This window comes from Streptomyces sp. NPDC037271, assembly GCF_055603605.1.
Map to the genome: position 1 here is coordinate 152,572 of NZ_JBVJVN010000005.1, position 19,445 is coordinate 172,016.

Sequence of the window (19,445 nt, forward strand, 5' to 3'; positions counted from 1 at the left end):
GGGGATCCGGCACTTCGGCCGGTTCGACCGTCCCTCCGTCAGCAGAGGCGGAGGTCGAGGGCGGAGACATGTGCACTACTCTCACCTCCTCCAGATAATGGAAATCGTTACCACGAGCGGGAATCCGGCACACACTCCGGACGCGGCAGGCAGTCTGGAGCGACAGAACACGCACCCCCGAACCGGCCGCCGCGCGACATCGACCGAAGACACCCTAATGGAAATGATTATCACTGCGGTAGCGTGTCGTCCGGCACGGCGCCGCCGCGTTGCCCGCCGTGCGCACCGGCCGACGTCGTCCCGCAACCTCACTGTCGCTGCCGGCAGTTGACGCCGCTTCGCGTCCTCACCGTCGCCCCCGACAGGACAGGAGTGCCTGCCCGTGCCCACCCCCTCCACCCCGCCCTCCTCCGTCGAGGCTCCACGCCCCGGGCGGCGTTCGATCCTGCTCGACCCGTCCTTCCTCCGCCTCTGGACGGGTGCCACCGCGTCGGGCCTCGCCACGTGGGCCCTGCCCTTCGTGCTCGGCCTCGCCGTCTTCGACCGGACCCTGGCCGCCACCGATCTCGGTCTGCTCCTCGCGGCACGCACGGTCGGGTTCCTCGCCGCGGTGCCCGTGGCCGGGGTGCTGGCCGACCGGCACTCCCGCCGGGGCGTGGTCCTGTGGGCGGGGCTCACCGCCGGCCTCTCGGCCCCGGTGATCGCCGTCGGTCTGGACCGCTCGGTGCTGCTGACGGCGGCGGCCGCCGCCGTGGCGGGAGCGGGCCAGGGCGCCTGCCGGCCCGCCTACCAGGCCCTGACAGCCGAGGTGGTCGACGCCGACCGCAGGCAACAGGCCAACGCCGCCATGACCCTGGCCGTGCGGGTCACCACCCTCGTGGGCCCCTCCCTGGCCGCCCTGCTCGCCGTCTTCCTGGCCACCCGGACACTGCTCGCGGGCATCGGAGTGCTCTGGCTGGTCGCCGCGTTCGTCCCCGGGCGTGGTGCACGCTCCGGGACCGCGGAGGACGCGTCGGAGCCTTCGGCCGGGACGGGCAGGACGTCGTTCCTCGACGAGTTCGCCGAAGGTGTCCGCGAGGCGCGCAGGCACCCGTGGTTCCTGGCCGGCCTGGGCGCTCTGACCGCCGTCATAGCCACCGGGTACTCCGCGACCGGCGTAGCGCTTCCCCTGGTCAGCCGCGACGAGTACGGCACCGAAGTCGTCCTCGCGGGTGCGCTGACCGCCTACACCGCCGGTGCGCTGGCCGGTGCGCTGCTCATCGCCCGCCGGCACCCGCGCTCCCCCGGCTGGGCCGCCCTGGCCGGCCTCGCGGCCTACGGACTCGCCCCGCTCAGTCTGGTCTTCCCCGTGCACCCGGTCGTCGTGATGGCCTCCTACGCCGTCGCGGGCATCGGCATCGAGCTGTTCAACGTCCCGTGGTTCACCGCCGCCCAGCGCGAAGTCGCCCCGGACAAGCTGGCCCGGGTCTCCTCCCTGGATTTCCTGCTCTCCTACGGCCTCGCCCCGGTCGGACTCGCCGTCATCGCCCCCGCCATCGACACCTTCGGCGCCAGGGCGGTCCTCGCGGGCTGCGCGGTCGTCTGCTTCGCGGCACCGGCCGCCGCCGCCCTCGCCCCCGGCGCCCGCACCTTCTCCTGGAATCCCGCCCACCACGACGCCCCTGACCCGTCCCGGCGAAGCACAACCCCTTGATGGGACAACCTGTGGGCATGCACGCACCCGCTCAGTCCTCCCCCTCACAGGAGAACCCCGCCCGCGGCCCGGGCATCACCCCGGCCCGCGTCCCTGGGGACCGTGTCCGCGAGGCACCCGGACTGCTCTCCCGCGACGGGGCGGTGATCCTCACCGGTCACGGGAACACCTCCGACGCCCTGGTGGTCGCGGCGGCCCAGGTCATCGGCGACCGCCTGCGCGAGCTGTACCCGCACCGGGTCCGCACCTCGCACAACGGCAGCCTGGTCCACCTGCACGCGGACAGCTTCGACAGCACCGTCGACATCGTCGGGGTGCCCCACCGGCGGCGCCACCCCGACGAGGACCACGTCCTGGTCCAGTGCGCCCGGCCGGCACCTGAGGGCGGCGCCTCCTTCGTCCTCGACGCCTACGCGTTCGTCGACGGCCTCGCCACGTCCGACCCGGTGCTGTACGACTTCCTCACCGGCACCGACGTCGACCTGTACGGCGCCTGGGCCGGACCGCGCGGACTGCCGGCCCCGCCGCGCGTCGCACGGCACGTCGAGTACACCCGCACCGGCCGGCGCATCGCCCGCCGCACCGACGGCGCGTGCCCCTCCACCGCGACCCGGCCTCCGAACACGTCGACCGGCAGCTCGCCCGTCTCCGCGAGGCCGTGCACGGCGCCGAAGCGTCACTGCCCCGGTTCCGGCTCGCCGAGGGCGACATCCTCGTCCTCGACAACTACCGCTGCCGGCACGGGCGGGAGGCCCACCGAGGTGAACGCACCATCCGCATCCTCACGCTTCGCAGCAGCGACGCGCGCTGAAGGACCGCGACGTGAGGTACGGCCGGTTCGCCGGGCCACGGAGACGAAGAGCGGGCCGTCATGGGGCTGCCGAGGAGGAGGGCGGTGCCGTGCCGCCCGCGAGACGCGCGTCGGCCCGCGCACCGCACCGGGAGGTCTTCAGGAGACCGGAAACCACTCCGCCAGCCGCTTGGCGATGAACGGTACGTCGATGTGGTCCTGCGCGACCTCCTCGACGAACGGGCCGGCCACGGAGACGGACGGCGGGGCGACACCGGCACTGACGCCGTTGAACCTCAGGAACACGCGCATGGCGAGCCAGGCGGTGCGCTTGTTGCCGTCGATCAGCGCGTGATTGCGGGCGACGGAGTGCAGCAGCGCCGCCGCCTTCTCGTACGGCGTGGGATACAGCTCGGCTCCGAACACGTTCGTCCGGGGCCGTTCGATCGCCGACACCAGGAGACCCATGTCGCGCACGCTGTGCTCGGTGCCGTTGACCGTGCGGGCGACGGCCACGATCTCGTCGGTCTGGATGTGGCGCACGCCGGTCACTTCAGGTAGTCCAGGATCTCCGCATCGCTGTCCATGAGCTCGGCCAGGACGTCGTCGACCTTCAGCTCGGCCCGGTCCTGGGCGTCGCGGATGGCCTCGATGGCGAGTTCCTGCTTGCTGCGACCCTCGCGACGGGCACGCTCGGTGAGCTTCGCGTCGAGATCGTCGGGGAGCCGTAGTGTCATCGCCATACTGCGATGATACCGGACTGGTATCTGGGGGTGGGGTGGTGCCAGTCCGCCCGCACCTCCCGGAACCGGAGGCCTCTCGAGGAACCCGGCCGCCGCACGGCCGGGGTTCCTCGAGGCGGTGGGGCCGGTCAGCAGGTGCAACCGACCCCGCCGTGCATCGGGAAGGTCAGCGTCGCAGGGTGAGGACGCCCGGCCGCCACGGCAGCCGGTTGTATTCGCCGCCCGAGTTGGGGTCCTTGCCCTGGTAGAGGAACTGCAGGTTGCAGGGGTCGATGGTCATGGTCTGGTCAGGGTTGTTGCGGACCAGGTCACCGTGGCTGATGTCGTTGGTCCAGGTGGCGCCGCTGTTGGCCTTGCCCGCGAAGGGGTTGCCCTCACTGGCTGCCTGCGGGGTCCACGACCCGTTCAGGCTGGAGGCCGTGAAGGAGCGGAAGTAGCGCCCGTTCGCACCCATCGCTTCCACGATCATGAGGTACTGGTTCTGGCCCTGGACCTTGTAGACCTGTACGCCCTCGAAAAGGTTGGCCTTCGTGTCGCTCATGATCGTCGTGTACGACGAGCCGAAGTTGCCCGGGAAGTTCCCGATCGGCATGCTCGCCCGGTAGATCTTGCCGTTGTCACCTGCGAAGAACAGGTACATGTTCTGACCGTCGGCGATCAGGGTCTGGTCGATCGGGCCGGTGTCGGAGCCGGAGATGCTCCCGGTGAACAGCGGCTGCGGAGCGGACCAGCCGTTGGGGTTGGTGGGGTCGCTCGACGTACGGTAGATGAAGGGCCACGAACCCCACTGGTACGCCAGCACCCAGATGTTCTTGGGTGCGAAGTAGAACAGCGTGGGCGCCACCGCGGCCTGGTTCATCCCGGTCTGGCCGGCCGACGCCATGTCCGACCAGTTCGTGAAGGGACTGAACATCATCGAGCCGTACGACGATCCCGAGAAGTTGGACGCGTAGACCAGGTGCTTGCCGTTGTGCGTCACGGTGGTGAAGTCCTTCACCGCGGCCCACCCGTTCGCCGGCTGCGCCAGGACACCGGTCGACGTCCAGCGGTACGTCGACGGGAGAGAACACGTGCCGTCCGTCGGCGGCGTCCCGGTCAGCCCGGTCCACTTCTGGTTGCTGCCGCCGTTGCACGTCCAGAGCTGCACCGCCGTGCCGTTGGCCGTACCGTTGTCCTTCGCGTCCAGGCACAGCCCGGACTCCACACCGACGACCGTGCCGTCGGAGTTCACCCGCCACTGCTGGTTCGCGGCACCGCTGCAGCTCCAAATCTGCACCCGGGTACCGGCCGTGGTGGCGTGGCCCGGAACATCCAGGCACTTGTTGCCGTACACGGTCAGCTGGTTGGCGTCCGTCAACGTCCACTGCTGGTTGGTTCCGTTCCAGCAGTCGTAGATCTGCAGGTACGTGCCGTTGGCCTGGCCGGCGCCCGGCACATCGAGACACCGGCCCGAACCGACACCGCGCAAGGCGCCACTGGTGGCCGCCTGGGCCGGGGTGGCGCCGAGCATCGCCGCCAACGCGGCCAGGGCCGCGACCACGGCGGCGAGCACCGCAGACGGATGCCTGCGGCTGAGACTTCCTCTGTGCATGGGCACTTCCTCAACCTTGAATGGACGGTTCCGGTCAGCCTCGTCAGAGGTTGCCCGGACTGACGGTGCGGTGCGGTGTACAGCCGTCCGTGAGCACCACGGCATACCGCTTGCGGCTTCCCGGCCCTTCGCGACCTTTCGGAAGACCGGTGACGCCCGGCACCTTCGGGCGGCACGGGCGCCCGGAGGCGGAAGCTCGGCAGCCGAGCGTCCGGGTGACACGGCCGAAGAGGGCGACGACAGGGATTGTCGAGGCCATGACATGCGCATGCCATACACCTCGCGGCACAACCCCTTGCGGCTCCCGCGTCCGGGCGTCACGGCCCGGAGTTGCCCTACTGTGCAATGAGACGTCGACGGGTTCGATATATCGAACGAATGTCGATGGATCGAGCAACCTGAATGATAGGGAGTCGACGAACGACGTCAATACCTCTCGCACGTATCGCTATGGACGCCGAAACATTAGGGGTAATCCGTACGGGGACCCGTACACGAAACGCCGCACGTCACGCCGGATCGACGGATCCGGCGGACCGGCGAGCGGACCTTAGATACCGCACCGTCGCCTCACCCGGGATCGCGAGGACCGCCCAGTCGTCGCGGTGCCGCGGATCCACCGATTGACAGCCGGCGCACGACCCACCAGCCCACCGGCCACACCGCGCAGACCTGGCCGGATCCAGCCACCCCTTCGGGCCGGGGCGCCGACGCGTTCACGACCTTCCGACCCGGCCCGCCGACGGCAGCGCCGAGGTTTCACCGTCCAGCCCATCGGAGCTTCGAAAGTTTCGGACAAAGAACAGAAACTTTTTCTGTAGAGAGTATTGACGATGCATCGTCAACACCTCAATCATTCCTGTCTGGGAAACCGGCCACAGATCGAGATCTCGACCTGCACCACCGTGGGTGTTCCACGTCGCCCGTCAGATCCACGCACCACCGCACCACAGATCCGCGCACCGAAGCACCCGCACCACCACCACCCCCCACCACCCCCACCACCCCGTTTCGTTCCGGTGATGTCCGCACCCGCGCATCCGGCTGAGCCGCGATGGATTACTCCCGTGCCCGTGCCCGAGCCGCAGATCGTCCCGTTCCATGACCACGGTGTCCGGTGGCTCCGTGCCGCCCGGGCTCAGGCCCGCCCCGTTCCGTCTGCCGCAAGGGAGCGGACGACGCACTCCCCTGCGCTCCAGTCCTTCCCCGACGTCTACCTTGGAGGCACAGTAATGGGCTCGTACGCCCTTCCCAGATCCGTTGTCCGCCGGAAGATCCGCGGCCTGCTGTTGGCGCTGGTCGTCGGCGCCACCGGTACGGCCACCGCCCTGGTCACGCCGCCGACCGCACACGCCGCCGAGAGCACGCTCGGCGCGGCGGCGGCGCAGAGCGGCCGCTACTTCGGCGTCGCCGTCGCCTCGGGCAAGCTGGGCGACTCGACCTACACGTCGATCGCCAACCGTGAGTTCAACTCGGTGACGGCCGAGAACGAGATGAAGATCGACGCCACCGAACCGCAGCGGGGCCAGTTCAACTTCAGCGCCGCCGACCGCGTCTACAACTGGGCGGTGCAGAACGGCAAGGAGGTGCGCGGTCACACCCTGGCCTGGCACTCCCAGCAGCCCGGCTGGATGCAGAGCCTCAGCGGCAGCGATCTGCGCCAGGCGATGATCGGCCACATCAACGGCGTGATGACTCACTACAAGGGCAAGATCGCGCAGTGGGACGTCGTGAACGAGGCCTTCGCCGACGGCAGTTCGGGAGCCCGGCGGGACTCCAACCTGCAGCGCACCGGCAACGACTGGATCGAGGTCGCCTTCCGCACCGCGCGCGCCGCCGACCCGTCCGCCAAGCTCTGCTACAACGACTACAACGTCGAGAACTGGACCTGGGCCAAGACCCAGGCCATGTACAACATGGTGCGGGACTTCAAGCAGCGCGGCGTGCCGATCGACTGCGTCGGCTTCCAGTCGCACTTCAACAGCGGCAGCCCCTACAACAGCAACTTCCGCACCACCCTGCAGAACTTCGCCGCCCTCGGCGTCGACGTGGCCGTCACCGAACTCGACATCCAGGGCGCCTCGCCCACGACCTACGCCAACGTGGTCAACGACTGCCTGGCCGTCTCCCGCTGCCTCGGCGTCACCGTCTGGGGTGTGCGCGACAGCGACTCCTGGCGATCTGAGCAGACGCCGCTGCTGTTCAACAACGACGGCAGCAAGAAGCCCGCCTACACCTCCGTCCTCAACGCGCTCAACGGCGGCGACTCCACAGAGCCCCCCGCGGACGGCGGACAGATCAAGGGCGTCGGCTCGGGCCGCTGCCTGGACGTGCCCAACGCCGGCACCGCCGACGGCACCCAGCTCCAGCTGTGGGACTGCCACAGCAACAGCAACCAGCAGTGGACGTACACCGACGCGGGTGAGCTCAGGGTCTACGGCGACAAGTGCCTGGACGCCGCCGGCACCGGCAACGGCGCCAAGGTCCAGATCTACAGCTGCTGGGGCGGCGACAACCAGAAGTGGCGCATCAACTCCGACGGATCCATCGTCGGCGTCCAGTCCGGTCTCTGCCTCGACGCCGTCGGAGCCGGCACCGCCAACGGCACCCTGGTCCAGCTCTACTCCTGCTCGAACGGCAGCAACCAACGCTGGACCCGCGCCTGAGGGGACCTGCCGCAAACGAACGGGCGCATCGATGAAGACCTACGGTGCGGCTTCCCCCGCCCCTCCAGGAACCCATCGCTGATGGTCCCGGGTCGCCGCCATGGTGGCGGCGACCCTCGCGATCGGCATGCCCGCCGCGGTGAATCCGGCGCCCGCCGAGGCGGCGACGATGGACACCAACGCCTGGTCGGCTGACCCGCGCGCCGTAGGCGGTGGACGTGCCGGAGGCGTCCACCGCCTTGCCGCTGTTGTGATCGGCGAGTTCGGCCCCGGACCGGTCGCGGTGGGTCTGCAACAGGGAGAGCAGCTTCAACAGCCGCCCGGAGGTCTCCAGCATGCCGTAAGACTGCCGGAAGGTGAGGACCGAAACTGACCTAAGCGAGTCCTAGTGTCGCAGCCATGGCGAACACGACACCCAGCAGTATCCGCTCCTTCCACATCGACATACCGCAGGCCCAGCTCGATGATCTGCAAGCCCGCCTGGCCGTCACCCGCTGGCCGGATGAGCTGCCCGGTGTCGGCTGGAGCCGCGGCGTTCCGGTGGACTACCTGAAGGATCTGGCCGAGTACTGGCGCACTGCCTACGACTGGCGGGCGCACGAGGCGGAACTCAACACGTTCCCTCAGTACATGACCACCATCGACGGGCAGAACATCCACTTCCTGCATGTGCGCTCTCCCAAGGCCGATGCCACACCGCTGATGCTGCTGCACGGCTGGCCGGGCTCGGTGGTGGACTTCCTCGACGTCATCGGGCCGCTGTCCGGCCCCGGTACGCACGGAGGTGATCCGGCCGATGCGTTCCACCTGGTCATCCCCTCGCTGCCGGGATCCGCCCTCTCCACCCCACTGGCCGGACCGGGCATGGACACGGCTCGGATGGCCGGGGCGTTCACCCAGCTGATGGCCCGCCTCGGCTACACGCGCTACGGCGTTCAGGGCTACGACACCGGCTCATGGGTCGCCCTGGAGATGGGCAAGCAGGCACCGGACCACGTGATCGGCGTCCACGTCAACGCCGTGATCACATTTCCCGCCGGGGCAGAGGGCGAGATGGACGGCCTGACGGAGGCCGAACAGCGACGGTGGCATCGGATGCAGAACTTCAACGACGGTTACCTGCAGTGCAACTCCAAACGACCGCAGACCGTGGCCTACGCCCTCACCGACTCCCCTGTCGGCCAGCTGGCTTGGACCGTGGAGAAATTCAAGGAGCTCACCGACCCGGAAGACGCACTGCCCGAGAACAGCATCCACCGGGACCGCATCCTGACCGAGGTCTCGCTGTACTGGCTGACCGCCACCGCCGCCTCAGCAGCCCAGGTCTACTACGAGGAGGTGTCCGCGAGCACCTGGGGCGAAGCCGCAGCCGACGACTGGACTGCCCCCGGCACGGCGCACGACGCCGGGTGGAGCGACGGTCAGGACGACTGGGCAGCCGGTCCACAGGGGACCGTGCCCACCGCCGTGCTGCTCTCCGCCCACGATGTGACCATCCGCCGCTGGGCCGAACGCGACCACAACATCGTGCGGTGGACCGAACTCGACCGTGGCGGCCACTTCCTCGCGATGGAAGCCCCGGAACTGCTCGTCGGCGACGTCCGCGAGTTCTTCGGCAAGGTGCGCTGACAGGGAGGGGCCATCCCTTCCTGGGTGTCCGTGCCGCCGCGGTCAATGCGTTCAGGGGCGCGGGACAGTGGTCGACTGCCTCGTGATGATCGACGGTCGGGTCGGTTCATGCCTGGAACTCGGTGAGGTCGATGGCGTGAACGCGCAGTGGGTAGCCGTACACCGGGTGGGCCGTCTCCCGCTCGGGCGCCATGCCGAGCTTGCGGATGACGTTCTCGGAGGCGTTGTCCCCTACCCGGCTGATGCTGATGACACGGTCCAGGCCGCGGTCCTGGAGTGCGAACTCCAGTGTGGCGTGCGCGGCTTCGGACGCGTATCCCTGGCCCCAGAACGGTGAGCCGAGCCGCCAGCCGATCGCCACGGCGGGCATCACCTCCGGCAGGAACGCGGGCACGGACAGCCCCGTGAAACCGATCAGTTCACCCGAGGCCAGCAGCTCGACGACGAAGAGTCCAAAGCCCTCCTCGTCCCACTCCTCCTCCCACCGCTCGATGTCCTCGGCCGTACGGTCCAGGTCGCGCACCGAGCCGTCGTCGATCCATCGCATGACCCGTGGGTCCGCGTTGATGTCCGCCATCGGCGCGAGGTCGTCGTCGTGCCAGCTGCGGAGGAGAAGACGGGGTGTGCGGATCTCGGTCATGCGCCCATCCTGCCGAACCGAATGCGCGGCGCGGGAACATGGGTATCTGCTGGTGCCGGACTCTCTGGGCACCAGCCGTCTGCTGCGCGACGGCGTCTGATGCGCAACGCTTCGTCGCAACGCTTCGTCGCCCCTACCACATGTGGCCAACGGAAGTCTTCTCTCCGTTTCGCCGGTGTGGCTGGTTATGATCGGTACCTCACGTCGCGTCAAAGCCGAACCGGACTTCCCCCAGTCCTGAACCCAGGACTGCGTCTGGTCTCGGCGGTCGGGCCGTCCCCACTGGTTCCCCGCTCTCCGAGGACTGATGTCTCCCATAGAACCCGAAGGCACACGAGGGCAGCCGGCGACTCGTCGGCGGCGTACTCTGCGCCTGCGTACGCTGCTCATTTGGCTGGCGATCGTCCCCATTCTGGCGATGAGTGCCCAAGTGGTCATGACCGCACAGCCGCTGGTGCACCAGTCAAAGCAACTGCGCGCTGATGTGGCAGTCGGTGAGCGGACCGATGTATCCCTGACCAGGCTGATGGTCGAACTGCAGGCTGAGCGGACGATGACCGCCACACGGTGGGCGAGCGGCTCCGTGTCCGAGGAAGAGCTGCGCGAGCAGCGCGCGGCCACGGACCGGGCCGCGGACGAGTTCCGCCGGGCGGCGGACGGAGCTCTGGCGGCGACCGGGCGCGAGGACGATCAGTACGTCGCGGAGCTGAAGCACAGCCTCGCGGATCTGGCCGCGTTCCGCGAGCGCGCGGACGCCCGCAGCGGGAACGCGGATCGGACGATCGGCTACTACTCCGACCTCGTCGACCGCATCATCCGGGTATACCAGAACGAGTTCAGCCATGCGGAAGACGCCGAGCTCATCCAGGAGAGCGGCCTGGTCGTCACGGTGTTCACGGTGTCCGAGATGGTGGCGCGCGAGACCACCATCCTCGCCATGGCCGGGCCGTCCAGGCGTCTGAGCCCTTCCGGGTTCGCCGAATTCGTCAACTCCGTCGGATCCCAGCGGTACCAGTACGACGAGTGGGTCGCGCCGTATCTGACGGCCGAGGACAAAGCGGCCTACGACCAGGTCTTCGCCTCGGACGGCTGGAAGACGAAGGTCCGCATCGAGGACGCGGTCATCTCCGATCACCGGAACACCGCGTCCGGCATCGAGCTGCCCAAGGAGGCCGACGCCTGGCAGGCCGCGTACGACGAGTTCGCGTCGCGCCTTGCCGCGCTCAACGCGAAACAGGGGCGAGCACTACTCGTGCACGCCGACGCCAAGGCCACGCAGCTGGAGAACGGGGTCATCTGGCTGATCGTCGGAAACGGCGCGGCCGTCTTCGCCGTCGCGGCCGTCATCGTGCTCACCACGCGCTCCGTGCTGCGCCGCCTGCGCGGTCTGCACCAACGTACGGTGGCCGTTGCTGAGGACACGCTGCCGGATGTCGTTGCCCGGCTCCAGCGCGGGCAGCCCGTCGACGACGATGCGCTGCCCGCCGTGAGCGGAGACCGGGACGAGGTCGGACGTATCAGCGACGCGTTCGCCCGGGTCGTCTCCGTATCCGTCGACGGGCATGCGCGGCTCGCGGCCGAGCGTCAGGGTTTCGGTATGTTCGCCGCGGGCATCGCCTCGCGCACCGGAAACCTGGTCAGCCGCCAGTTGACCCTCACCGACGAACTGCAGGACGCCTTCGGGCACGACGAGGAGCTTCTCGCCCGGTTGATGCGATCCGACCAGTTGACGGTGGGTATGCGGCGGCAGATCGAGAACCTGCTCATCCTGGCAGGTGGGGAGATCCCCGATCCGCACACCGAGCCCATGCGCGTCGCCGACCTGCTGCGCGAAGCCGCCGCGGAAGTCGAGGACTTCCGGCGGATCGAGCGCCAGGCCCTGGACGAGATCAGCGTGGTACCGCGGGTGATCAGCGAGATCAGCCACCTCCTGGCAGAACTCCTCGACAACGCCACCCGGTTCTCCCCGCCGCAGTCGAAGGTGGTCGTCCGTGCCGAACTGGTGACAGACGGGCTGCTGGTCGACATCGAGGACCGCGGGCCTCGGGTGACCGCCGCAACCTACGAGGAGATGAACGGGCGTCTGCACTCGGCCCCGCCGTATTCCGTCCTGGCGGAGAACGCGCACCGGCTCGGACTCTTCGTGGTCGGCCACATCGCCGAACAGCTCGGGGCCACAGTGACGCTGCGCCGCTCGGTATACGGGGGGACGTCGGCCGTGGTGATCCTTCCCAAGGAACTCCTTGTGCCGACCGAACCGGTCCGGGCGGGAAAGGAAGCGCCGCGCGCGGCGGCGATGCCCGCCCCGGCACCGGGCCCGTTCGACGAACGCAAGCCCGAACTGGTCCTGCACGCGAAGACCGGGTCGGCCGGCCGTAGGACGCCGGAGCGCTTGCCCGAGCGGCCGGTGGAGAGCAAGCCGTCGGTTCCTTCCCCGACACGGAACGGTGACGCGAAGCCGGCCCTCCCCGAGCGGGTCCCACAGGCCCATATCGCCGAGCAGCTCCGCGCGCCACACGCACCGGAGACCGCCGTCCACCAGGATGCGGCGACACCCGAAGAAGTGGCCGACGCCTGGGCGGACTACGAACACGGGACTCAGACAGTGGAAGAAGAACTCCGACAGGATCAGCCATGACGACAACGAACGACATGATCTACAGCGTCCTGGACAACAACCTGAGCAGGATCGCCGGCATCCAGGGAGCCGTGCTCCTGTCCAACGACGGGATCAAGCTCAGCTCGTACGAGCTGGAACGGGACCAGGCGGAGCGCATAGCCGCCGCGTCCTCCGGTATCGCTTCCACGATGAAGGCGATATCCAGGGAGGTCGACGGCGGCCGGGTGATCCGCCAACTGGTCGAGATGGACGACTGCTATCTCTGCATCGTCGGGTGCGGGGAGGGCAGCACGCTCATCGTGGTGACCTCCCGCAAGGCGCGGCTGGGGGAGCTGGGCGGTGAAGCCGTGCGCACCGCCCAGGCGCTCGGTGAGTGGCTGAGCACACCTGATCGCGGCCAGGCACAGTCGTCGTAATGGCGGACGAGCCCAGGCCGCGGGAGGGAGGCCACCGCCGGACGCGGCTGTACGCGCTGACCGATGGACGTACGGCGGCCGCACACACCGCCCTCACCATGGACACCACGATCACGGCCGTGGCCGTCGCCGACGGCCACGGCGGCCTGCCCAGCGAGTGGCAGGCCATCCTCGCGATGTGCTCGCCTCCGGGCGGCCTGGCGGTCGCCGAGATCGCGGCGCGCATGCACATCCGCCTCACTCCCATGACGCTTCTTCTCGGCGAACTCGCGGATCGAGGGCTGATCGAGCACCGGCCACCCCTGGAAGGGGCCGAGACCACCAATGTCCACCTGCTCATGAGAATCAGGGACAACCTTGCCCGGATATGACACCCCTGCCCAGGAAGCGGCCCCCGTCAAGATCCTCATCGCTGGGGGATTCGGTGTCGGCAAGACGACCCTGGTCGAGACGGTCTCCGAGATCGAGCCCTTGCGCACCGAGGAACGGCTGACGAGCGCGGGCGTCGGCATCGATGACCTCAACGGCATCGAGTCCAAGGCGGTTACCACCGTCGCGATGGACTTCGGCCGCATCACCCTCACCGACGCACAGGTCGTGCTCTACCTGTTCGGCACACCTGGCCAGGAGCGCTTCTGGTTCATGTGGGACGACCTGCTGAACGGAGCACTCGGGGCGATTGTCCTTGTCGACACACGACGCCTCGACCGCAGTTTCCCGGCCGTCGACTTCTTCGAGAACCGAGGGCTTCCGTTCGTGGTCGCCGCGAACTGCTTCCACGGCGAACAGCTCTACACCGCCGAGGAGATCAGGGCGGCGCTGCATCTGCGTGACCCGAACACACCCGTCCACTTGCTCGACGCCCGCTCCCGTGACGACGCGCGCGGTGCGCTGCTCTCGCTCCTGGACATGCTCATCGCCAAAGCCGGGGGCGCGGCGACCGGCTGACTTCGGCCTGCCACGTGGTGGCGTGGAGGCTCACGACCGCGACCGTGGACCCGGTCCAGGCCGCCGCCGCGTCGGCCGTCGAGGAATGCCGGCCGGTACCGGCCCTCGTCCTCGTCCTCGTCCTCGAACCAGCCGTCGTCGAGGAACGCCTCCCGCGGCACGGCCCGGACAGCCGGCTCCCACCGGGCGCCGTGCAGAACCTGGCGCTGGGTCGTTCCCCGCGTCAGGTTCTGGTACCGCCCCGCGCTCCGGTGGGGCGGGGGCCCGGCCCACGGCGGCATGGGACGGTGGCCGGGTCCGCCGTTCGGTGCGGCGGCCTGCCCGGGCTCGGGGGCTACGGCTCCGGTCGACGGTGCGCACTCGGACCAGACGGTCTTGCCGGGACCGACCCGGTCGCGGACACGCCATGCCCGGTGTCGCCCGCCTGCACAACCTCCTCCACGCCGCATAGACGCACCATCGCCTCCGCTGCCGTTTTCTGCTCCGCCGAAGGGCCCGTCGTGCGCACGGAGCGTCAAACGGGCGTCACGCCCAAGGGCCACGTCCTGGTCGGTCATTGCCGGGGAATTCACGACCCCTGCCAGTACAGCCGGCCGCTTGGCCTCCACGGCCCAGTGGCCAGACCGCCCGATGAGCGAAGTGGTCAGTTGTCGGGTTCCTTCTTCGAGCGCCGAGGGGCGGCGGCCTGGGTGGGGCGAGCGCCGGCCTCGGTCTGCTGGGCGTACACGGCGTTCGTCACGAGCTCGCGCGCGTATGCGGCGTCCAGTCGGCCAGGGCGGAAGAGGATGCGGTACATGATCGGCGCCACGACACGGTCGATCAGCAGTTCCGTCTCGGGCACCGGCTCCCCCCGCCGCACCGCACGGGCCAACACGACGTCGATCTGCTCGGCGGCATACGCCGAACACTGACCGGCATGGGTTCCGTCGGGGTCGCCGAGCAGGGCGTCCCGGATGTAGGCGCGCCCGGGCGGCGAGGCCATCTCGTCGACGAACTGTCCCGCCCACGCGTCGAGATCGGCCCGCAGGCTTCCGAGATCGGCCGGATCCGTTTCCGGGCGCAGTCGTTCGACGGCCACGTCTGACAGGAGTTCCTGCAGGTCACCCCAACGACGGTAGATCGTGGAGGGTGTCACGCCCGCCCGAGTGGCCACCATCGGGACCGTGAGCGCGTCGCGGCCCACCTCCCCTACGAGTTCACGTACCGCGGCGTGGACGGACTCCTGTACGCGTGCGCTGCGCCCGCCGGGGCGGACCATGGGCTTGGGACTCATACGATCCACCTTAATGCGATTTTGTTGCTTCTAGGCGGTGGCCGGCGTCGGCGCCCCGCGGGGCCACGTGTCCGGGCGGCCGAGCACGGCGGACGCCCCTGCGGCGACGCGACCGCATGCCGGCTGGAACGTCCGCCTTCCCTCAGGCAGCGAGGGGAGCGAGCCGCCCCGCGCCGGCCACCGACTCTTCGTAGACCCGGCCCACCCGGAGCACCGTCGCGTCGTGGAAGGGGCGCGCCATCAGCTGCATACCGATCGGCAGTCCGGCGCGGTCGTGACCGACCGGCAGCGTGAGGGCCGGGACGCCGGTGATGTTGGCCGGGGCACAGAGGCGGACGTAGCTGTCCGACACGGCCTCGGTCGTACCATCGGCCCACTCGACGGCTTCCTGGCCCGCCTCGGTGGCGGTCATCGGCACCGTCGGCGCGGCGAGGACGTCGATTCCGTCGAACATGCGAGCCCAGGCGTCTCGCATCATGGTGCGGGCCCGCTGGGCGCGGAGGTAGTCGCCCGCAGACGTGAGTTCGCCGGCCTCCAGCAGGATGCGAACGTCCGCCGCGTACAGGTCGGGAGTGGCCCTCAGCGACCGCTCGTGGTAGGCGGTGGCCTCGGGGACCATCAGCCCCCACTGAACGGCCTGGACGTAACGCGCCATCGGGATCTCGACATCGACGAGCTCCGCCCCCAGCTCCGCCAGCCGCTCGATCGCGCCGCGTACGGACTCCTCGACCTCGGGCGCGACCCGGTCGAAGTAGTGGTTCCGCGGTACGCCGACCTTCAGTCCTCGCAGGTCGCCTCCCGGGAAGCGGTCCAGCATCGGGCCGGACACGCTCGCCGGGTCGCGCGGGTCGTGGCCGGCGGTCGCCGACAGCACCAGCGCGGCGTCCTGGACGGTGCGGGTGAGAGGTCCCACGTGGTCCAGGGACCAGGACAGCGAGGTCACGCCTGTGCGTGGAACCAGGCCGTAGGTCGGCTTGAGGCCCACCATGCCGTTCAGAGCAGCGGGGACCCGGATGGAACCGCCCGTGTCCGTGCCCATGGCGAACGTCGCCTCGCCGGCGGCGACAGCTACCGCCGAGCCGCCGCTCGATCCGCCCGCGACCCGGCTGTGGTCCCAGGCGTTGTTCGTCTGCGGAGTGGTCAGGCCGTAGGCGAACTCGTGCGTGTGCGTCTTGCCCAGGAGGACGGCCCCGGCGGCGCCGAGCCGTTCGGCCACCCGGCTGTCGCGTTCCGCCACGTGCCCTGCCCGGACGTGCGAGCTCGCCGTGGTGGGCATCCCCTGCGCGTCGATCAGATCCTTGAGCGCCATGGGGATCCCGTGCAGTGGCCCGCGCGGTCCGCTTCCGGAGATCTCCCGTTCGGCGCGGACCGCTGCGGCCCGGGCCGCGTCGGCGGCGACGGTGACGTAGGCGCCCAGCCGTCCTTCGACGGCGGCGATACGGGCGAGCACCGATTCGGTGAGTTCGACGGGGGACAGCTCCCGTGCGCGCACCGCACGGGAGGCTTCGGTCAGCGACAGCTCAAACGGTTGCATCGGCGTTCCCCTGTCCGGCTCGGTAGGAGGACGCGGGAGGGGTCTCGCCGAAGTCGAGCTCGCGCAATGTGCTGATCACGGAGTGGATGTGGTTGGCCGTCATGGCCACCCCTTCGTGTCGGCCGCCCCCGAGGGGGAGCCCCGCCCGCAGCGCCCCTCGGGCTGCCTCTTGGGGGGTGAGTTCGCTGGTCATGGCTTCCTTCCGGATCTGTACGGCGCGACGGGCCGGGGCTGGTGCAGGACCTCCGACCACCGCAAAAGCGAATCGTTTGCTTTAGTCGATCGTAGGACCTACGGTGACTTAAAGCAAACGAATCGCTTTTAGCACTGGAAGGACCCTCATGCAGAGCGTCCCCGCGGGCCTCGCGCCTCCCCGCACCTCCCCATCCGGACGCCTGCCGTTCGCCTTGCACGCCTCGATCCTGATCGCGCTGCTCGCCGCATCCAGCGCGCCGACCCCGCTGTACCCCCACTACCAGGCGCAGTGGCAGTTGTCGTCCCTCGACATCACCGTGGTCTTCAGCGCCTACGCCCTGGCGCTCCTGGTCGCACTGCTGACGACCGGAACCCTTTCCGACCATGTCGGACGCCGCCCCGTGCTCCTGGGCGCGCTCGCGGTCCAGGTCGCCTCCATGGCACTGTTCGCGACGGCCGGCGGCCTGACCACCCTGATCGGCGCCCGCGTGCTGCAGGGCATCGCGACCGGCGCGGCGACCAGCGCAGCAGGTGCGGCTCTCCTCGACCTGGAAGACCCCGCCCGGCCAGGTCGCCCCGCTCTGGCCAACAGCATCGCGCCGGTGACGGGCATGGCCGCCGGCGTCCTGGCAGCCACCCTCATGGTGCGCTTCGCCCCCGTTCCGACGATCACGGTGTACGCGGCCCTGATAGCCGTGTTCGCCGCGCAGGCCATCGCCCTCGTCTCGACGCCCGAGACCGTCCACCGCCGTCCCGGAGCACTGCGCTCGACGCGGCCCCACCTGGCGCTGCCGTCGGCGGCCGCCCACGCTCTCCTGCTCAACGGCGCCGGCGTCGTCGCCGTCTGGGCACTCGGCGGCTTCTACTCATCCCTGGGACCGGGCTTCACCCGGTTCATCTCCCCCGGCGGGCCCGAATACGCCGGCGGCACGGTCTTCTTCACGCTGACGGCCGTCGCCGCCCCCACGGTGTACTTCACGCGCAGGATGCGTGCCGACGTCTCCGCTCTCCTCGGGAGCTGCGCGGTGATTCCGGCGGCCGTCCTGACCCTGGGTGCCCTCCATCTCGCCGGCCCCGTACTTCTCTTCGCCGGGGCGGCGCTGGCCGGGTTCGGCTTCGGAGCCGTCTCCCAGGGTGCGCTGCGCGCGGTCGTCGACTCGGTCCCGGCCCGGGAGAAAGCCGGCACGCTCGCCTCCTATTACGTACTCAGCTACCTGGCTATGAGTCTGCCCGCCATCGGCGCCGGCGCCCTCACCACCGGTTTCGGGCTGCGTGCGGCAGCACTGGCCTATGCCGGCTGCGTGGCCGTACTGGCGACCGTCGCAGTCGCGACGCTGACCGCGTCGCTGCGCAGTCGACGCCGGGCACCGTCCCCCGACACCCACTCCCGCCCGGCGACGAGCGACTACACATCCGCCTCACCGGACATACCCGACACACCCGCTCCAGACATCATCTCCGTCCTCGCGACCCACAACAGGTAAGGAAAGTCGCCGTGTTCACCTCATCTCAAACGACCAGGTCCATCACTCCCCCCGCCTCTTCCTGGACGGTGGGCAACCACACCGTACGACGCATCGACGAAGTGGCCCTGCCCGCCCGGACCGGTCGGTGGCTGCTGCCCGGGGCAACCACCGACCTCGTGAGCCGGACTCCCTGGCTGAGCCCCGAATTCGCCGACGAACAAGGCGTCCTGCGCCTGGCGAGTCACAGCTTCGCCGTCGAGGTGGACGGCATGCGGGTGCTGGTGGACACCGGCATCGGAAACGGGAAGCGGCGCGCCAACCCCGCCTGGCACAACCTGAACAGCGACTACGAAGCACGGCTACGGGCGGCGGGCTTCGCGCCGGAGAGCGTTGACCTCGTGGTCCTGACCCACCTCCACGCCGACCACGTGGGGTGGAACACGCGTGCCGAGGGCGACACCTGGGTGCCCACCTTCCCGAACGCGCGCTATCTCACCTCACGCACCGAGTGGGACTACTGGGCGGGTGTCGAAATGGAGGAGGCGCGTCGGCAGATGTTCCGGGACTCGGTCCATCCCGTCCGGGAAGCAGGTCTGTTCGACCTCATCGACGTCGCGGACGAGGGCACGGACGTCGCGCCGGGCATCCGTCTGCTGCCCACCCCCGGCCACACACCGGGGCAGGTAGCGGTGGGACTGAGCAGCCGTGGCGAGACCGCACTGGTCACCGGTGACAGCATCCACCACCCGGTCCAGATGGCGCATCCGGAGCTCTGCAGCTGTGTGGACATCGCTCCCGAACTCGCGGCCAGGACCCGGAACCAGTTGCTCGGCTCACTGGCCGGTACGTCAACTCTCCTGCTCGGGAGCCACTTCCCCCCGCCGACCGCCGGACACGTGCTACGCGAGGACGGCGGGTACCGACTGGTCCCGTCTCCCTCAGGGGCAACGCCCATCGGCGGCTGAAGCGGATCGGAGCACCCGGGACGTGCCGCGCACCGAGTCGCACCGAGTCCGTGCGGGTGACGTCCTGGGCGTCCGCGACCGGACGGCCCGGGAGCGGCCCCCACAGCCGGCCAGCTCGTCACCACCGGTCGGCGCAGGGTCCTCCGCCTCGCCCGGCACTGGCCTGACCGACGAGATCACAGGCGCCCTCGAACGACTCGCGCTTCTGCCAAACCCCGGCTGACCAGCAACGTCCACCGTCCCGACGACAGCATCACCCACCCCGGGCGATGGTCC

At 69.5% G+C, this 19,445-nt stretch carries 18 protein-coding genes; 11 read left to right on the forward strand and 7 right to left on the reverse strand.

The window, feature by feature from the left end; genetic code table 11:
• Positions 1–382: 382 nt before the first annotated feature.
• Both ACZ7G3_RS12325 and ACZ7G3_RS12330 read left to right on the forward strand, forming a co-directional pair.
• On the forward strand, positions 383–1,693 hold the full coding sequence (locus ACZ7G3_RS12325; protein ID WP_470925124.1) for an MFS transporter: 1,311 nt from the start codon (positions 383–385) through the stop codon (positions 1,691–1,693).
• A 592-nt stretch (positions 1,694–2,285) separates the two neighbouring features.
• Positions 2,286–2,504, forward strand: a complete 219-nt coding sequence (locus ACZ7G3_RS12330; RefSeq protein ID WP_470925125.1) for a TauD/TfdA family dioxygenase — start codon at positions 2,286–2,288, stop codon at positions 2,502–2,504.
• 138 nt (positions 2,505–2,642) lie between these two features.
• Here ACZ7G3_RS12330 and ACZ7G3_RS12335 read toward each other — a convergent pair whose 3' ends face one another.
• The 3 genes from ACZ7G3_RS12335 to ACZ7G3_RS12345 form a co-directional block, all read right to left on the reverse strand.
• The gene (locus ACZ7G3_RS12335; protein ID WP_470925127.1) at positions 2,643–3,035 is read right to left on the reverse strand and encodes a type II toxin-antitoxin system death-on-curing family toxin; all 393 of its coding nucleotides are present in this window, start codon (positions 3,033–3,035) and stop codon (positions 2,643–2,645) included.
• On the reverse strand, positions 3,032–3,226 hold the full coding sequence (locus tag ACZ7G3_RS12340; protein WP_007445201.1) for a ribbon-helix-helix protein, CopG family: 195 nt from the start codon (positions 3,224–3,226) through the stop codon (positions 3,032–3,034). The genes ACZ7G3_RS12335 and ACZ7G3_RS12340 overlap by 4 nt, the downstream gene beginning before the upstream one ends.
• A 166-nt stretch (positions 3,227–3,392) precedes the next feature.
• A complete protein-coding gene (locus ACZ7G3_RS12345; protein ID WP_470925129.1) occupies positions 3,393–4,817 on the reverse strand; it encodes a non-reducing end alpha-L-arabinofuranosidase family hydrolase in 1,425 nt (474 codons plus the stop codon).
• A 1,232-nt stretch (positions 4,818–6,049) separates the two neighbouring features.
• Between ACZ7G3_RS12345 and ACZ7G3_RS12350 the strand changes: the two genes are divergently transcribed.
• The 3 genes from ACZ7G3_RS12350 (at position 6,050) to ACZ7G3_RS12360 (ending at position 9,112) form a co-directional block, all read left to right on the forward strand.
• On the forward strand, positions 6,050–7,483 hold the full coding sequence (locus ACZ7G3_RS12350) for an endo-1,4-beta-xylanase (protein WP_470925130.1): 1,434 nt from the start codon (positions 6,050–6,052) through the stop codon (positions 7,481–7,483).
• A gap of 100 nt (positions 7,484–7,583) precedes the next feature.
• Positions 7,584–7,856 carry a hypothetical protein gene (locus ACZ7G3_RS12355; RefSeq protein ID WP_470925437.1) on the forward strand — a complete coding sequence of 91 codons (273 nt, stop codon included), beginning with the start codon at positions 7,584–7,586 and terminating at the stop codon, positions 7,854–7,856.
• 26 nt (positions 7,857–7,882) lie between these two features.
• On the forward strand, positions 7,883–9,112 hold the full coding sequence (locus ACZ7G3_RS12360; RefSeq protein WP_470925132.1) for an epoxide hydrolase family protein: 1,230 nt from the start codon (positions 7,883–7,885) through the stop codon (positions 9,110–9,112).
• A 106-nt stretch (positions 9,113–9,218) separates the two neighbouring features.
• Here ACZ7G3_RS12360 and ACZ7G3_RS12365 read toward each other — a convergent pair whose 3' ends face one another.
• On the reverse strand, positions 9,219–9,752 hold the full coding sequence (locus tag ACZ7G3_RS12365) for a GNAT family N-acetyltransferase (RefSeq protein WP_470925133.1): 534 nt from the start codon (positions 9,750–9,752) through the stop codon (positions 9,219–9,221).
• 418 nt (positions 9,753–10,170) lie between these two features.
• Here ACZ7G3_RS12365 and ACZ7G3_RS12370 point away from each other — a divergent pair, with 418 nt between their 5' ends.
• Genes ACZ7G3_RS12370 through ACZ7G3_RS12385 form a run of 4 tightly spaced genes read left to right on the forward strand, consistent with a single transcriptional unit; the run spans position 10,171 to position 13,736 of the window.
• Entirely contained in the window at positions 10,171–12,390 is a 2,220-nt protein-coding gene (locus ACZ7G3_RS12370; protein ID WP_470925135.1) for a sensor histidine kinase, read from the forward strand.
• Positions 12,387–12,788: a roadblock/LC7 domain-containing protein gene (locus ACZ7G3_RS12375; protein WP_470925137.1), complete on the forward strand. Its 402-nt coding sequence runs from the start codon at positions 12,387–12,389 to the stop codon at positions 12,786–12,788. The genes ACZ7G3_RS12370 and ACZ7G3_RS12375 overlap by 4 nt, the downstream gene beginning before the upstream one ends.
• A complete protein-coding gene (locus ACZ7G3_RS12380; protein WP_426523710.1) occupies positions 12,788–13,159 on the forward strand; it encodes a DUF742 domain-containing protein in 372 nt (123 codons plus the stop codon). Before ACZ7G3_RS12375 ends, ACZ7G3_RS12380 begins: the two co-directional genes overlap by 1 nt.
• The gene (locus ACZ7G3_RS12385) at positions 13,146–13,736 is read left to right on the forward strand and encodes a GTP-binding protein (RefSeq protein WP_426597924.1); all 591 of its coding nucleotides are present in this window, start codon (positions 13,146–13,148) and stop codon (positions 13,734–13,736) included. Before ACZ7G3_RS12380 ends, ACZ7G3_RS12385 begins: the two co-directional genes overlap by 14 nt.
• A 643-nt stretch (positions 13,737–14,379) precedes the next feature.
• On the opposite strand, the gene ACZ7G3_RS12390 is transcribed toward ACZ7G3_RS12385, so the two are convergent.
• From ACZ7G3_RS12390 to ACZ7G3_RS12400, 3 genes are all read right to left on the reverse strand, one after another.
• A complete protein-coding gene (locus ACZ7G3_RS12390) occupies positions 14,380–15,009 on the reverse strand; it encodes a TetR/AcrR family transcriptional regulator (protein WP_470925139.1) in 630 nt (209 codons plus the stop codon).
• Positions 15,010–15,151: 142 nt separating this feature from the next.
• Entirely contained in the window at positions 15,152–16,543 is a 1,392-nt protein-coding gene (locus ACZ7G3_RS12395) for an amidase (RefSeq protein WP_470925141.1), read from the reverse strand.
• The gene (locus tag ACZ7G3_RS12400; RefSeq protein ID WP_470925142.1) at positions 16,530–16,736 is read right to left on the reverse strand and encodes a hypothetical protein; all 207 of its coding nucleotides are present in this window, start codon (positions 16,734–16,736) and stop codon (positions 16,530–16,532) included. Before ACZ7G3_RS12400 ends, ACZ7G3_RS12395 begins: the two co-directional genes overlap by 14 nt.
• A 148-nt stretch (positions 16,737–16,884) precedes the next feature.
• Here ACZ7G3_RS12400 and ACZ7G3_RS12405 point away from each other — a divergent pair, with 148 nt between their 5' ends.
• Both ACZ7G3_RS12405 and ACZ7G3_RS12410 read left to right on the forward strand, forming a co-directional pair.
• Positions 16,885–18,222 carry an MFS transporter gene (locus ACZ7G3_RS12405; protein ID WP_470925144.1) on the forward strand — a complete coding sequence of 446 codons (1,338 nt, stop codon included), beginning with the start codon at positions 16,885–16,887 and terminating at the stop codon, positions 18,220–18,222.
• Between the two features lie 68 nt (positions 18,223–18,290).
• The gene (locus ACZ7G3_RS12410; RefSeq protein ID WP_470925146.1) at positions 18,291–19,169 is read left to right on the forward strand and encodes an MBL fold metallo-hydrolase; all 879 of its coding nucleotides are present in this window, start codon (positions 18,291–18,293) and stop codon (positions 19,167–19,169) included.
• The last annotated feature ends 276 nt before the right edge of the window (positions 19,170–19,445 follow it).